We start from the raw sequence: 15256 nt of genomic DNA on the forward strand, positions 1-15256 counted from the left end.
TAACATTATCCAATATAAAGGAGACTACGGAAATGATGATTTTAGAAGCGAATAAAATTCGAAAAAGCTACGGTAACAAGCTGAATAAACAGGAAGTGCTGAAGGGCATCGATATTCACATTGAAAAGGGCGAATTCGTCAGTATTATGGGTGCTTCCGGATCGGGCAAAACCACTTTGCTCAACGTACTGTCTTCAATTGATCAGGTCAGTCACGGTACGATCAACATTAACGGAAACGAAATGACTACTATGAAGGAAAAGCAGCTGGCTGAATTTAGAAAACAGCATTTAGGCTTTATCTTTCAAGATTACAATTTGTTAGACACACTGACAGTGAAAGAGAATATTCTTCTGCCATTATCGATCACGAAAATATCAAAAAAGGAAGCCAATCGCAAGTTTGAGGAAGTTGCAAAGGAACTGGGAATTTATGAATTACGGGATAAGTACCCGAATGAAATTTCCGGCGGCCAGAAGCAGAGAACATCGGCCGGGAGAGCGTTTATTCATGACCCGAGCATTATTTTCGCTGATGAACCGACCGGCGCGCTGGATTCGAAATCAGCCTCCGATCTATTAAACAAGCTGAGCCAGCTCAATCAAAAACGCAACGCCACGATTATTATGGTCACCCATGATCCTGTCGCGGCCAGCTACTGCGGCAGAGTCATTTTTATTAAGGATGGGCTAATGTATACGCAGCTGAATAAAGGGGGCCAAGACAGGCAGACGTTTTTCCAGGATATCATGAAAACGCAAGGCGTGTTAGGCGGGGTACAGCATGAACATTAATCAGCTCATCCTGCGAAATCTGAAAAAAAATCTTCGGAATTACTATCTGTATGTGTTTGCGCTAATCTTTAGCGTGGCGCTTTATTTTGCCTTTGTCACACTGCAATATGACCCTGCGATTAACGAAGTGAAGGCTTCAATCAAGGGAGCCGCGGCTATTAAAACCGCTTCGATTTTGCTTGTGGCTGTAGTGGCGATCTTCATTTTATATGCCAATACGATTTTTATTAAGAGACGGAGTAAAGAAATCGGGCTGTTTCAGTTAATCGGAATGACGAAGCATAAAATCTTTCGCATCTTAAGTGCAGAAAATATCATGCTGTATTTCGGCTCTTTAGCCATCGGGGTATTTGCCGGGTTTTCAATATCAAAGCTTGTGCTCATGATCTTGTTCAAAATTGTCGATGTCGAAGCTGATGCGAAACTGCATTTTTCCGGGCAAGCCTTGATCCAAACGATCATTGTGTTCTGCGGCATTTACCTTTTGATTATGATCATGAATTATACGTTTATCAAAAACCAGAGTATTTTATCTTTGTTTAAAGTGACGTCCTCCACTGAAGATAAAGTGAAGAGAATATCATTTTTCCAGATGCTGATCGGCGCTTTAGGCATCGTGCTGATTTTGACAGGATACTATGTGTCCTCTGAGCTGTTCGGCGGAAAATTTAAGACCATTAATGAACTGTTTGCTGCGATGAGTTTTATCCTGGGGACCGTCATTATCGGGACGTTTCTCTTCTATAAAGGATCGGTCACGTTTATCTCGAACATCATCCGAAAAAGCAAGGGCGGATACTTAAATATTTCCGAGGTCCTGTCACTGTCATCGATCATGTTCAGAATGAAATCAAATGCGTTGCTGCTGACGATTATTACAACCGTTTCAGCGCTCGCCATCGGGCTGTTATCGCTCGCTTATATTTCGTATTACTCGGCAGAAAAGACTGCTGAACAAAATGTAGCGGCTGATTTTTCATTCATGAATGAGAAAGATGCCAAACAGTTTGAAAACAGTTTGAGTGAAAGCAACATTTCGTATGCAAAAAAAGAAACTCCTGTTCTGCAAGCAACTTTTGATGTCACACATATCATGGATGGAAACCCGAAAGAAATGCAGGGCGATCCTAGCAAATTACAGCTTGCCGTTGTCAGCGACAAGAATGTAAAAGGAGTCGATGTGGCGGCTGAAGAGGCGGTTTTCTCAGGGTATACCGACTTGCTGCAAAAAATAATGATTTTAAAAGACTCCGGCAGCATTAAAGTAAACAGCAAGCATGAAACGCAACCATTAAACTATAAAGGATTAAGAGATGAGTTTCTTGTATCCTACACGTTCACAAGCGGGGGAATGCCCACAGTTATAGTGGATGACAGCCTGTATAAACGGCTGAACCAAGATAAAGACCCCCGCATTCAGCTCGCGCAATCTGAATTTATCGGCATCAATGTGAAACAAGAAGACCAGCTGGAAAAAGCAAATGAGCTTTTTCAAAAGGTGAACAAGAAAGATCAGCATTTATCAAGACTGGATACAAGCATCGTGCAAAAATCACTGTTTGGTCTCGTTATGTTCATCGTCGGCTTCTTAGGATTAACGTTCCTGATTACATCAGGATGTATCCTTTATTTTAAACAAATGGGTGAAAGTGAAGATGAAAAACCGAACTATACGATTTTGAGAAAACTCGGTTTTACGCAGAGCGACCTGATAAAGGGGATACGCATCAAACAAATGTACAACTTCGGCATTCCGCTGGTTGTCGGCCTCTTCCACAGCTACTTTGCCGTCCAATCCGGCTGGTTCTTATTCGGATCTGAGGTGTGGACACCGATGATAGTGGTGATGGTGTTATATACTGCGCTCTACTCCATTTTTGGTTTTCTGTCAGTTCTTTATTATAAGAAGGTCATTAAATCGTCGTTGTAAAACAGCAAAAGCTCCAGAGATTCTGGAGCTTTTTGTTTATCGTTTTGGCGCCCGGTAACCGGCGGCTTCAGCTTCTTCAACTGAGCAAAACATTTCAGCCGGGTCGGTTGTCCGGTCATAGTATGTACTGCCCGGCGTGTGGTAGATGCCGTTTTTGCTTCCTTTGATATTACAGCCTTCTGCTGTGTCAGCTGTTTTGGCTTCATCACTTTTATTCGTATTGCTTGAAGAATTTCCTGCTGTGTTTTCATGAGAACTGGCAGTTTGGCTTTTTGCCTCTTTTAATTGTTTTTCAAGCTTTGTTTTATCTTGTTTGAGTGTTTCATTTTCAGCCTTTACCGTTTTTGTATCTTCTTTTAGCTGTTTTTGATTTTCTTGAAGCTCTTTCATCTCAGCTTTTAATGATTTCTGAGTCTTTTTTAGTTCGCTATTTTCTTTTTCAAGCTGTTCAAGCTTGCCTTGATCTTCTGTGTTGTCTTTCAATTTCTTTGCTTCAGAGCTGACAGATTTATATTCTTTCTCAAGTTCTTCATGCTCTTTTGTGAGACTTTTGTATTCGGCGTTTAGCGCTGAATATTTTTTCTCAGCATTTGCTGCAGCAGCATCAGGTTCTGACAATCCTGCTCCGGTAAAGAGCAGCACGAGGCCTCCTATGAAAAGCGGCCAAAAGAGTCTCTTAGAGAAACGTTTTTCCTTTTTCAGCACATATCTGACGAGGTGATACAATCCATAGCCAAGCGAAATGAGACATGCAAGAAAACCTAAGAATGCTAATGCCATTTCCATAAAATTACTCCTTTTTCTATTTATTTTACATTTTATGAACAATATTTGTTAGATTTTTTCACGCTCATCAGTTGAAAAATGTGAGATAGACAGATAGAATGAATGTGCTATGATAACTGGATTCGTACGGAGCCGTTTTAGGTTTCGTTTTTTTCATGAGCTTTTTTAGGTAAGAAAGGGGGATGAGTATGCCGCGTGCTCTTAAAATTTTAATTATAGGAATGTTTATCAATGTGACAGGTGCTTCTTTTTTATGGCCGCTGAATACGATTTATATCCATAATCATTTAGGGAAGTCATTAACAGTAGCAGGGCTTGTCCTCATGCTGAATTCAGGCGCCAGTGTAGCCGGAAATTTATGCGGCGGTGTTTTGTTTGATAAAATCGGCGGCTTTAAATCGATTATGCTTGGGATTGCGATTACGTTAGCAAGCCTGATGGGCCTTGTCTTTTTTCATGATTGGCCGGCCTATATTGTGCTGCTGACGGTTGTGGGCTTTGGTTCCGGTGTTGTTTTTCCGGCCAGCTACGCAATGGCAGGATCAGTGTGGCCTGAAGGGGGAAGGAAGGCATTTAATGCGATTTATGTCGCGCAAAACGCTGGTGTGGCTGTCGGATCAGCGCTTGGCGGTGTCGTGGCGTCTTTCTCGTTTTCATATGTATTTTTGGCGAATGCTGTATTGTATCTGATCTTTTTCTTTATCGTATATTTCGGGTTTCGAAATATTCAGACGAAGGATGCGTCTCAAACGTCTGTGCTTGATTATGATGCTGTAAACAGCAAAGCAAAATTTGCCGCGCTCATCATATTATGCAGTGGCTATGTACTCGGATGGCTGGCTTATTCTCAGTGGTCTACCACGATTGCTTCGTACACACAAAGCATTGGAATATCTCTTTCCTTATACAGCGTGCTGTGGACGGTTAACGGAATTTTAATTGTGCTTGGCCAGCCGCTTGTCAGTTTTGTGGTGAAAAAATGGGCGGAGTCGCTGAAAGCGCAAATGGTCATCGGGTTTATCATTTTTATTGTATCCTTCAGCATGCTGCTGACGGCAAAGCACTTCCCGATGTTTTTGGCTGCAATGGTGATCCTGACTATCGGGGAAATGCTTGTCTGGCCTGCGGTGCCAACGATTGCCAACCAGCTTGCCCCTAAAGGGAAAGAAGGATTTTATCAAGGCTTTGTCAACAGCGCGGCGACAGGCGGGAGAATGATTGGTCCGCTGTTCGGCGGTTTGCTTGTCGATCACTTCGGCATTCAGGCTCTTGTTTTATCTCTTTTGGTTTTGCTGTTGATCAGTATTGCCACAACGCTTTTATATGACAAACGGATAAAACCGGCAAAAGAAACAAATAGGCAAGCATCAATCTCTTCATAATAAAAGATCCCGCCGGATGAGCGGGATCTTTTTACATGATCGGAAGCACGTTAACGGCATCCTTTACATTTGAATATGTTTTTAGCGATGAAAAATTGGCATCGAGTTTATTCATTTTCATAGCCAATTCGGGCTTAATGCCGGTAATAATTAATTCGGTTCCTGTCAATTTCAGCAAATGGCTCAGCTTGAAAATCTGGTCTGCAGTTTGTTCATTCACTTGTGCCAATCCTGATAAATCAATGATCAGATAATCATCCTTGGATGTTGATAAGATATTCGTCAATGTGCAGACGATGGAATTAAATCGTTCCTCTGTCAGGCTGCCGATCAGCGGAAGAGCCGAAATGCCGTTGCGAATCGGGACAATAGGCGTTGAAAGTGCAGTAATTTCGGTGAGGGAATCCTCGAGAAGCTTTTCATACTCTTTTTGCTGGGTGATGTCTTTTTGAATACCGACAAAATAGCTCTTGCCTTCGATCTCGAGCGGATCAATATTTAATTCATTCCAGAACATTGTTCCGTCTTTTTTGTAGTTTTGGATCTGAACGGTAACCGGCTCTTTATTTTGTAGCGCGGTTCTGATGTTGTCTACTTCAGCGGGGTCTGTGTGTTTTCCCTGTAAGAAGCGGCAGTTCTTTCCTAAAATCTCCTCAGCTTCATAGCCGGTCATTTGAACAAAGCCTTGGTTGACGTAGACAATAGGATTGTCTTCAAGTGCGGGATCTGTAATCACCACACCGACTCGCGCGTGATCAAGCGCTTTTTTGATGACTTCCAGCTGTCCTTGTACTCCAAATGATTGAAAACTAGCCATATAAATCCCCCTTAGGCTGTCAGCTAACTGTGCGAAAGCCTGGTACTCCCCTTTTTGTAATGAATTCTACAGTAACCGTAGCACAACACATGTTCTGATTCAAGCAAGCGCAGTTTGTTGTTTGTCATTAGGGCTTGTCCTCGTATACACTAAAAATAAGAACAGAGTTTGAACATATGAACGGAAAGGTTTCTACATGCTAAATGGGTGACTAGGTCAATGTCACTGGGTGAAAAATGAATCCAATGCATCAAGCTTACCGATCATGTGTTCACATATAATGGAAGAAACAAGCTTTTTCAGATTTGCCAGTATGTAGATATCGAAAATCATCGGAATCGTTTAAGGGGGCTGGATGGCCTGAAGTCGCTTTACGAAATAAGGGCTTTAGGAAGGTGATGATGAAGATGCTGCATCAGGTACTCATTGCTTGTGTAATTGGAGGTATCATGGGGATTCTCGGTCATGTGAAAAAGAGAGGCAGGCTGGAGAAGCCCAGAATGACGAAGCGGTTTATCTACCTTGGATTTTTGGAAGATTGGTTTATCGGAATGACGGCTTCCATTTTACTTGTATTATCCGCTGACCCCGATTCAGGAATTCAACTTGTCATCTTATCCATTATCTCAGGCTACGGCGGTGAAGCTGTTCTCAGAAGTTTTGACTTTGTTAGAGAACTGAACAGCGGCGGCGAACCGGCCGAGTCCAAACGTCAAACCAAAACTCCACCCGAATAATTGTCCTCAATCCTCGCCCGTTCAGGGTACATTCCCATTGTATACAAACCTGCTTGCACTTATGAACAGAATTCTATAAAATACAGTTAAGATTACGGTTGCGATAAGAACAATGAAGAGGAGCAGTAAGAAGCAGATATTGTAACAGAGAGTTGACGGCTGGTGAAAGTCAATCAAGTTTGTTTCCGAACTCACCTCAGAGTTGCAGCGGTGAAAAGCCGCTGACGCATAACTGCGTTAAAAGTATCAAGTGAGTGCGGCGAATGCCGCGCTAACGAGGGTGGTACCGCGGGAAAACGAAAGTCTCTCGTCCCTTTTAGGGATGAGGGAGTTTTTTTTAGTTTGGGAATATTCTGAATATAATCCTCTCCTTCCCGTCAATACTTGAACCATAAACGCCGTATTCAATCAGAAGGAGGTTTTTACTTTGAGTTTTCAGCACAAAGAGATAGAAAAGAAATGGCAAACATATTGGCTTGAAAACAAAACATTTGCCACTCTTGATAATAATGAAAAACAAAAATTTTACGCGCTCGACATGTTCCCTTATCCGTCAGGAGCGGGATTGCACGTCGGTCATCCTGAAGGATATACAGCTACGGATATTCTGTCCCGCATGAAGCGCATGCAGGGCTATGATGTCCTTCATCCAATGGGCTGGGACGCATTCGGCCTGCCGGCTGAACAATACGCGCTGGACACAGGGAACGATCCCGCTGTGTTTACGAAGCAGAATATCGATAATTTCCGCCGCCAAATTCAGTCGCTTGGCTTCTCGTATGACTGGGATCGTGAAATCAATACGACTGACCCTGAATACTATAAATGGACGCAATGGATTTTCTTAAAGCTTTACGAAAAAGGCCTTGCTTACGTTGACGAAGTGCCTGTAAACTGGTGCCCTGCGCTTGGAACGGTTCTTGCCAATGAAGAAGTTATTGACGGCAAGAGCGAACGCGGCGGCCATCCGGTCGAGAGACGCCCGATGAAGCAGTGGATGCTGAAAATTACAGCATATGCGGACAGGCTTCTTGAAGACTTGGAAGAGCTTGACTGGCCGGAAAGCATTAAAGATATGCAGCGCAACTGGATCGGCCGTTCTGAAGGCGCGCACGTTCATTTTGCTATAGATGGACATGATGAATCCTTTACGGTGTTTACGACAAGACCAGATACGCTTTTTGGCGCTACATACACTGTACTTGCTCCGGAACACGCATTGGTGGAAAACATCACAACGGCAGAGCAAAAAGAAGCTGTTGAAGCATATATCAAAGAAATTCAATCAAAGAGTGACCTTGAGCGTACAGATCTTGCGAAAACAAAGACAGGCGTTTTCACAGGAGCTTATGCGATCAATCCTGTAAACGGAGAAAAATTGCCGATCTGGATTGCGGATTACGTTCTTGCATCATACGGAACAGGTGCTGTCATGGCTGTTCCTGGCCACGATGAGCGTGATTTTGAATTCGCCAAAACATTCGGCCTTCCGGTGAAGGAAGTTGTGAAAGGCGGAAACGTTGAGGAAGCAGTGTACACTGGCGACGGCGAACACGTGAACTCCGATTTTCTGAACGGCCTTAACAAGCAGGAAGCGATTGAGAAAGTGATTGCTTGGCTGGAAGAAACGAAAAACGGTGAGAAGAAAGTGACGTACCGTCTGCGCGACTGGCTCTTCAGCCGCCAGCGTTATTGGGGCGAGCCGATTCCGGTTATTCATTGGGAAGACGGAACATCTACGGCTGTGCCGGAAGAGGAGCTGCCGCTGATTTTGCCGAAAACGGATGAAATCAAACCGAGCGGAACAGGCGAATCACCGCTTGCGAACATTAAAGATTGGGTGGAAGTCACAGACCCTGAGACAGGGAAAAAAGGAAGAAGAGAAACGAATACAATGCCGCAATGGGCGGGAAGCTGCTGGTATTTCTTGCGCTATATTGATCCGCGGAATCCGGATCAGCTGGCATCACCAGAGAAATTGGAAAAATGGCTTCCTGTTGATATGTATATCGGCGGCGCAGAACATGCCGTGCTTCACCTTCTGTATGCCCGCTTCTGGCATAAGTTCCTTTATGATATCGGCGTAGTGCCGACGAAAGAACCGTTCCAAAAGCTGTACAACCAAGGAATGATTCTCGGCGAGAACAATGAAAAAATGAGTAAATCTAAAGGGAACGTCGTCAACCCTGACGAAATTGTTGCCTCTCACGGCGCTGATACGCTGAGATTATACGAAATGTTCATGGGGCCGCTTGATGCTTCAATCGCCTGGTCTGAATCAGGATTAGACGGCGCGCGCCGCTTCCTTGATCGCGTATGGCGCCTGTTTGTTGAAGACAGCGGTGAGCTTAATGGCAAAATCGTTGAAGGCGCTGGTGAAACATTGGAGCGCGTGTATCATGAAACGGTCATGAAAGTCACAGACCATTACGAAGGCCTTCGTTTCAACACGGGTATTTCCCAGCTGATGGTCTTTATTAATGAAGCTTATAAAGCAACAGAGCTGCCGAAAGAATATATGGAAGGCTTCGTGAAGCTTCTTTCTCCTGTCGCGCCTCATTTAGCGGAAGAACTTTGGGAGAAGCTTGGCCATTCCGGCACGATTGCATACGAAGCTTGGCCTGTATATGATGAAACGAAACTTGTCGATGATGAAGTTGAAATCGTTGTTCAGCTGAACGGAAAAGTAAAAGCGAAATTACAGGTGCCTGCCGATGCGACGAAAGAACAGCTGGAACAGCTTGCTCAAGCAGATGAAAAGGTCAAAGAGCAGCTTGAAGGCAAAACGATTCGAAAAATCATCGCGGTGCCTGGCAAGCTTGTCAATATTGTGGCAAACTAAGCCTAGAAAAAATCCCCTTTGTCAAAGGGGATTTTTTTTCATCAGTCTCTAAATAGCAATCGCCCAGCTGACTTTGATATACTGAACATGATCATTGTGAATAGGAGTGTTTTCTTTGGAGATAAAAGAAATCAGCACAGCCGCTTTGAAAGAAAAAATTGAGGCGGACGAAGAACTATATTTAATTGATGTAAGAGAAGATGAAGAAGTGGCGGAAGGCATGATCCCGCAAGCCGTTCATATTCGGATGGGGGATATTCCTGAAAAAATGGACACCCTTGATAAAGACAAAGAGTACGTATTTATCTGCCGCTCAGGAATGCGCAGCATGAATGTCTGCAGGTACTTGGATGAGCAAGGCTTTAAAACAGTCAATGTTGAAGGCGGCATGATGGCCTGGGAAGGCGAAACAAAACCAAAAAACTAGGGGAGAGCGGTCCCCTAGTTTTTTATTTGTATTCCGGAAGCCAATCGCCGTGTGCTGCAAATAAATCGTCACACATGGAAATGATGTCAGTCATGGAAAGCTCCGCGCTTGTATGCGGATCAAGCATTGCCGCTTGGTAAACCGCTTCTTTTTTCCGTGTGACAGCGGCTTCAATTGTCATCAGCTGTGTATTAATATTCGTCCGGTTTAAGGCTGCAAGCTGCTCAGGCAGTTCTCCGGCGAAGCACGGCGTAATTTTTTTTCTGTCGGCGACGCATGTCACTTCCACAACCGCTTTTGAAGGCAGATTGGTGATCAATCCTGAATTCAAGACATTTCCTCCGAAGGTGAACGGCTCGTTCGTTTCCATTGCTTCTATAATTCTTGAACCATATTCCTTTGAGCGCTTGTGCGTAAGGTTTTTATTGTTGACGATATCATCCCGCATTTTCTCCCAATCTTGAATCTGTTTGACGCATCTTCTCGGATATTCGTCGAGCGGGATTTGCAGCTCGCTGATCAGCTCGGGATAGTTCCGTTTAATAAAGTATGGATGGTATTCTGCGTTGTGTTCGGACGATTCGGTAACATAATAGCCGAACTTATCCATCAATTCAAACCGCACCATATCATGATGCTTTGTTTTTTGTATTTCTTTCGCTCTCCTTTTGATTTCCGGATAGAGATCAGCGCCGTCTTTTTTGACTTCCAAAAGCCAAGCCATATGATTGATGCCCGCGATGCGTTCCTCGATTCCGTCATGCTCCATTCCGAGAGATTTGAATAAATCCTTCGTGCACACTTGAACACTGTGGCAGAGCCCGATTGTTTTGATATTCGTATAGCGGAGCATGGCACCTGTAAGAGAGGCCATTGGATTTGTATAGTTTAAAAACCACGCATCCGGGCACATGTCTTCCATATCTTTTGCGATATCAAATAAGACCGGGATGGTTCTGAGTGACCTGAAGATTCCCCCGATGCCGACTGTGTCGGCAATCGTCTGACGCAGCCCGTACCGTTTAGGAATCTCGAAATCTATGACTGTGCTCGGTTTATATCCTCCAACCTGGATCGCATTGATGACATAGCTTGCGTTCTGCAAGGCGAGTTTTCTGTCATCGTAGCTGTTGATGGCCACGCTCGGGTTATAGCGGTCTCTCAGATTTTCGAGCATGAGCTGGGATTCCTGCAAGCGTTTTGGATCAATGTCAAAAAGTGCGAATTCAAAGCCATTCAACGCTTCTGTTAACAAGCAGTCTCCCAAAATATTTTTGGCGAAAATGGTGCTCCCTGCACCGATAAATGTAATCTTTTTCATATGGCTTCCTCCTTTAATGTTATCCCTTTACCGCTCCGGATGACAGGCCGGCAATAAAGTATTTTTGCAGCGCCAAAAACAGAATAACCATCGGCAGCATCGCCATGAGCGCGGCTGCGGCAACTAAATGCAGATTGTTGGCGTTTTCTCCGAAAAAACCTGCCATGGCCACTGTTAATGTTTGAACCTTTTGATCTTGTAAAAAGAAAATCGCAAATTGATAGTCGTTCCATATGAAGACACAGGAAATAATACAGATGGTCGCAGTGATCGGCTTCAGCAGAGGAAACACGATCGTAAAAAAGATTTTCAGCATGCCTGCGCCGTCAATTCTTGCGGCTTCTTCAAGCTCTTTTGGAATGGTCGAACGGATAAAGCCTGAATACAAGAATACGGTTAACGGCATATAAGCCGCTGTATTGATCAAAATGGCGATGGCGTGTGTATTGACCATTCCAGCGTCCACGACCATTCTGTACAAAGGCACCATGGACGTTAACGGAGGGATGATCATAATGGAAATCAGCAAGGCGAAAACGGCTTTATTCAGCTTCGTTTCCCGCCGGGCAAGAGGGTAGGCGGCAAGTGAGCCGAATACGATCAATAACAAGGCAGAAAAACCTGTGATGATAATGGTGTTCATAAAAGAGTTTCCAAGCGAAGCTCGCTCCCATGCCTCTGAAAAATTGTGAAAGGAGATGTCAGCCGGAAACAGCCATTTTGAACTGTAGTCTCCTTTTGCTTTTATTGAAGTGGTCAACAGGATGTAAAAAGGAATAAAATGGGCAAAGGCCACAATGGCGGCAAGAATCGTAATGATCCGCAGTTTTTTTGAACGGGCGGCTTTCATGACATTTCCGTCTCCTTTCTTTTAAAGTACGCAAGCGCGCAAAAGCTGATGATCAAAATGACAAATGCCATAAATATGCCTTGCGTTGCGGCATAGCCGGCATCCTGCCGTTTGAAGTACAAATCATACATAAACGTGGACATGGATTGCGACGCATTTCCGGGGCCGCCTGCGGTGAGCGCGATAATGACGTCAAACAGCTTTAAGCCTCCGATAATATTGATGACCATATTAATCGTGATCGAGGGCATTAACAGCGGCAGCGTAATCGTGAAAAACTGCTGGCCTTGTTTTGCACCATCCATTTGCGCTGCTTCGTAGTAGTCTTTCGGAATGCTTTGCAGGCCTGCTAAGTAGACTACCATCGCGATCCCGACATATTGATAGGTGTTAATCATGACAATGATCCACGGATTGAGCGATGGACTGGCTAGCACATTGATCGGGCTGATGCCGAATACACCGAGCAAATCGTTGAGCGCGCCTCCGTCATAGGAGAAGAAAAAGTACCAAATGTAGCCCATAATGAGCGGGCTGATCATCACCGGCAAATACACAATCGTTCTTGTTATCGCTTTCATTTTGATGCTTTGATTTAAGAGCAGCGCGTACAAGAGTCCGACCACGTTTTGAAAAAAGGTGCTGCCGAGCCCGTAAAGCAGCGTGTTTTTTAAGATGTGCCAAGTATCAGGATCAGAAAACAGCCTTTCATATTGCGCGAACCCCACCCATTGGTAGACTTGAGAAAAGCCGTTCCAGTTTGTAAAGGTGATCAATGCACCTTTCACAAACGGATAAATCATAAAGACCAGAACGGAGAGCAAAGCAGGAATATACATCCACCAAAGTGAGGACTGCTTTTTCGGCTTAACCTGTTCCACATGAACATCCCTTGCGATCTCACTCATTGTTTTCAGCTCCCTGTGTTTCCGATTGCTCCCGGAGTCGTTTATATTCTCTTTCCAGCTTCTTCGAAATCTCTTGAGGTGTCAAAATGTCAGCCGCAAGCTCCTGCCCGACCGTGCCCAGGACGTCCCACATTCCGTTTGGCAGGTATAAACGGTCGAAGTAAGGTTCGACTTTGACATCTTGATAATGCTCATAGTCATTTGCGTAGAAAATATCAGCTTTCACATTGGTCAGCCCTGAAGGAAGTGATGTGGCTTCAGCCATTTGTTTAGCATTGGCGGAACGGGCCATAAATGCGATAAATTCTTTTGCTTCTTTTAAGCGGGGCGAGTCTTTCCATGCCGCAAGCGTGTAGCGTTCGCCGCCGATCCATATTGGGTCATCTCCGGCATGTATGGCAGGTGTCGGGATAATGCCGACCTTGACGTTCGGGTTGATCTGAGCAACGTCCTGGCCGAGTGTGCCGCCTTGCATTGTAAAGGCGATTTTATTTTGGGCCATTAATTCAATCAGCTGTGATTTTTTTGCGGTTACGGCGTCAATATTGATTAGTTTTTCTTTCTGCATTTGTTTAAGGATGTCTGATAAATAAGTGAATTTGCTCCAATGAAAGGTACCGTTGATGAGCTGTTTTTTTTCATTATGGGCAGGATCTGTGATGAGAAGAGGTGTAGCGAATTGGTCGTAATATTGGGCGAATGAGCTTTTGTCATATCCGGCAAACCAGAAGGGAACAATCTTTCCCTTGCTCTTTTCTTTAATCGTTCTCAGTGCTTTCATAAAGTCATCCATCGTTTCCGGCGGATCAATGCCGTAACGGTCTAAAATATTACGGTTATACGCCAAACCGTCTTTTGCCTGATTGATCGGATAGGCATACACCTTTCCGCTTTTATTTTTGAGGATGCTGTTTAAATTAGGATCGAGATCTTGAGTCCATTCCATATCCCGGAGATCTGCTGTATATTCTCCGTATCTGATTTTCCCCCAGCCATGTGTATCGAAAAGATCAGGCAAATCTTTGGCTGCCATTCTGACACGCATCATATTTTCATAGTCATTGCCTGGGAAATGAAGGCTGACACGAATGTCACTGTGTTCCTTTTCAAACGCTGCCGCCAGTTTTCTGAACGTAGCTCTTTCACTGTCCGTTGACATTGTAGAATAAATGGTTAACGTCTTTTTTGCGGTATCTGCTGAGCTTTTTTCTGCTGAGCAGCCGGGCAGAATAAGCAGAATAAGAGAGAGAAATAAAACAAAAGTGTGTTTCATCTTTTCCTCCTTATCATCGTGATGAATCTTTTCTTATGTCACCTCCTTAGCTGTATATCCACAGCTTTGTCTCACGATTAATGTTGTGGGCAGGGTGACGCGGTGGGGAAGCGTTCGGCCATTGAGGCGGTCAAGCAGCAGTTTTACGCCTGTACGGCCCATCTCCTCTGTGTACACCTTCACCGTCGTTAATGGCGTGCTGGCAAATTCAGCTTCTTCGATGCCGTTAAAGCTGACGATCGCCGTATCCTGCGGCACTTGGAGTCCGGCTTCCTGGAGCGCTTTTAATGCGCCGATCGCCATGGAATCGCTGGCGATAAAGAATGCTTCCGGCAGATTGCCTTGATCAATTGCTTTCTTCATCAGGCGATAGCCCTCACGCATGCTGTATTCACCGACCAGCACATGCTCAGGCTGGGGGGCGGCGGACTCCAAAAAGGCGGTCAGCCGTTTGTCTTCAATGGTTCTGCGAATGCTTTGGCCGTCCTTCAGCGTATGCTCTTTTTCCTGCCCGCCAATGTAGCCTAACCGTTTGTAGCCTAGATCGAAAAGGTGATCAATCGCCTGGCGTGAAGCGGATTCAAAATCGATGCCAATCGAATCGTATGCTTGAGGATCGGGAGAATGATTGATAAATACTGCATGCTCCAGCCTTCCGCTAATATGCTTAACCGCTTCATCATGAACACGGCCGATGACAATAACACCATCCAGTTCCCGAAAAATATGCTCTTGAAAGGAACCGAGATGAATCGAATTCGTAATGAAAATTTCTTGTTCAAAGCATTCTTTTTCAATGCCTTTGCGAATCGAAGAAAAATAAGGGTCCTGCCGTTCCTGATCGGGAGACAGGCAGCTCAGCACCCCGATCAGCGGCTGGGCCCGCTGTTTTTGCCCGCGGGCTTTCCGGCGTTTGGCAACCGTTTGATAGCCAAGCTCTTCAGCGATGTTGATGACTCTTTGTCTCGTTTCGCCTGCAACAGAAAGCGACTCATCTTCATTTAAAATTCTGGACACAGTCGCACTTGAAACATTAGCTTTCAAGGCGATATCTTTAATCCTAACCATAGGTATCCCTCTCATCTATTTAGTAAAATATTAACTCATCTGTTTTTGATAAATTGATACTATCATATGAAAGTAAGCGGTTACAATAATTACTTTCAGAATATTTCGTTATATTTACTAA

General features: G+C 44.4%; 13 protein-coding genes and 1 other annotated feature. Of the genes, 6 read left to right on the forward strand and 7 right to left on the reverse strand.

The window, feature by feature from the left end; translation table 11 throughout:
• Nucleotides 1-32: 32 nt before the first annotated feature.
• Together bceA and bceB are read left to right on the forward strand one after the other, a co-directional pair.
• Entirely contained in the window at nt 33-794 is a 762-nt protein-coding gene (gene bceA / locus KHQ79_RS00385) for a bacitracin ABC transporter ATP-binding protein BceA (RefSeq protein WP_003238007.1), read from the forward strand.
• Nucleotides 784-2724 carry a bacitracin ABC transporter permease BceB gene (bceB, locus tag KHQ79_RS00390; protein ID WP_225513995.1) on the forward strand — a complete coding sequence of 647 codons (1941 nt, stop codon included), beginning with the start codon at nt 784-786 and terminating at the stop codon, nt 2722-2724. The genes bceA and bceB overlap by 11 nt, the downstream gene beginning before the upstream one ends.
• A gap of 36 nt (nt 2725-2760) precedes the next feature.
• Here the strand turns inward: bceB and KHQ79_RS00395 are convergent, their stop codons facing one another.
• On the reverse strand, nt 2761-3510 hold the full coding sequence (locus KHQ79_RS00395) for an LMBR1 domain-containing protein (protein WP_225513996.1): 750 nt from the start codon (nt 3508-3510) through the stop codon (nt 2761-2763).
• A 188-nt stretch (nt 3511-3698) separates the two neighbouring features.
• Here KHQ79_RS00395 and KHQ79_RS00400 point away from each other — a divergent pair, with 188 nt between their 5' ends.
• On the forward strand, nt 3699-4892 hold the full coding sequence (locus tag KHQ79_RS00400) for an MDR family MFS transporter (protein WP_225513997.1): 1194 nt from the start codon (nt 3699-3701) through the stop codon (nt 4890-4892).
• Between the two features lie 31 nt (nt 4893-4923).
• On the opposite strand, the gene ytvA is transcribed toward KHQ79_RS00400, so the two are convergent.
• Entirely contained in the window at nt 4924-5709 is a 786-nt protein-coding gene (ytvA, locus tag KHQ79_RS00405; protein ID WP_225513998.1) for a YtvA family blue-light photoreceptor, read from the reverse strand.
• Between the two features lie 401 nt (nt 5710-6110).
• On the opposite strand from ytvA, the gene KHQ79_RS00410 reads away from it, so the two are divergent.
• The 3 genes from KHQ79_RS00410 to KHQ79_RS00420 all read left to right on the forward strand — a co-directional run bounded on the left by KHQ79_RS00410 (nt 6111) and on the right by KHQ79_RS00420 (nt 9715).
• Complete coding sequence (locus KHQ79_RS00410; protein WP_003246114.1) at nt 6111-6446, forward strand: DUF4257 domain-containing protein; 336 nt, start codon at nt 6111-6113, stop codon at nt 6444-6446.
• 103 nt (nt 6447-6549) lie between these two features.
• Nucleotides 6550-6764: a binding site (T-box leader), on the forward strand.
• A 109-nt stretch (nt 6765-6873) separates the two neighbouring features.
• Nucleotides 6874-9288, forward strand: a complete 2415-nt coding sequence (leuS, locus tag KHQ79_RS00415; protein ID WP_019259235.1) for a leucine--tRNA ligase — start codon at nt 6874-6876, stop codon at nt 9286-9288.
• A 115-nt stretch (nt 9289-9403) separates the two neighbouring features.
• Complete coding sequence (locus tag KHQ79_RS00420; RefSeq protein ID WP_003237998.1) at nt 9404-9715, forward strand: rhodanese-like domain-containing protein; 312 nt, start codon at nt 9404-9406, stop codon at nt 9713-9715.
• 22 nt (nt 9716-9737) lie between these two features.
• On the opposite strand, the gene melA is transcribed toward KHQ79_RS00420, so the two are convergent.
• The 5 genes from melA to KHQ79_RS00445 are packed head-to-tail and all read right to left on the reverse strand — an operon-like array spanning nt 9738 to nt 15135.
• The gene (gene melA / locus KHQ79_RS00425) at nt 9738-11036 is read right to left on the reverse strand and encodes an alpha-galactosidase MelA (RefSeq protein ID WP_225513999.1); all 1299 of its coding nucleotides are present in this window, start codon (nt 11034-11036) and stop codon (nt 9738-9740) included.
• Nucleotides 11037-11055: 19 nt separating this feature from the next.
• Entirely contained in the window at nt 11056-11886 is an 831-nt protein-coding gene (locus KHQ79_RS00430; RefSeq protein WP_003237993.1) for a carbohydrate ABC transporter permease, read from the reverse strand.
• On the reverse strand, nt 11883-12794 hold the full coding sequence (locus tag KHQ79_RS00435) for a carbohydrate ABC transporter permease (protein ID WP_225514000.1): 912 nt from the start codon (nt 12792-12794) through the stop codon (nt 11883-11885). Before KHQ79_RS00435 ends, KHQ79_RS00430 begins: the two co-directional genes overlap by 4 nt.
• On the reverse strand, nt 12787-14067 hold the full coding sequence (locus KHQ79_RS00440; protein ID WP_225514001.1) for an ABC transporter substrate-binding protein: 1281 nt from the start codon (nt 14065-14067) through the stop codon (nt 12787-12789). Before KHQ79_RS00440 ends, KHQ79_RS00435 begins: the two co-directional genes overlap by 8 nt.
• Before the next feature lie 33 nt (nt 14068-14100).
• A complete protein-coding gene (locus KHQ79_RS00445; protein ID WP_060399316.1) occupies nt 14101-15135 on the reverse strand; it encodes a LacI family DNA-binding transcriptional regulator in 1035 nt (344 codons plus the stop codon).
• Nucleotides 15136-15256: the final 121 nt, after the last annotated feature.

The sequence above is a fragment of the Bacillus sp. TSO22 genome (assembly GCF_020223595.1).
In the GTDB taxonomy this organism is placed as follows: Bacteria; Bacillota; Bacilli; order Bacillales; family Bacillaceae; genus Bacillus; species Bacillus inaquosorum.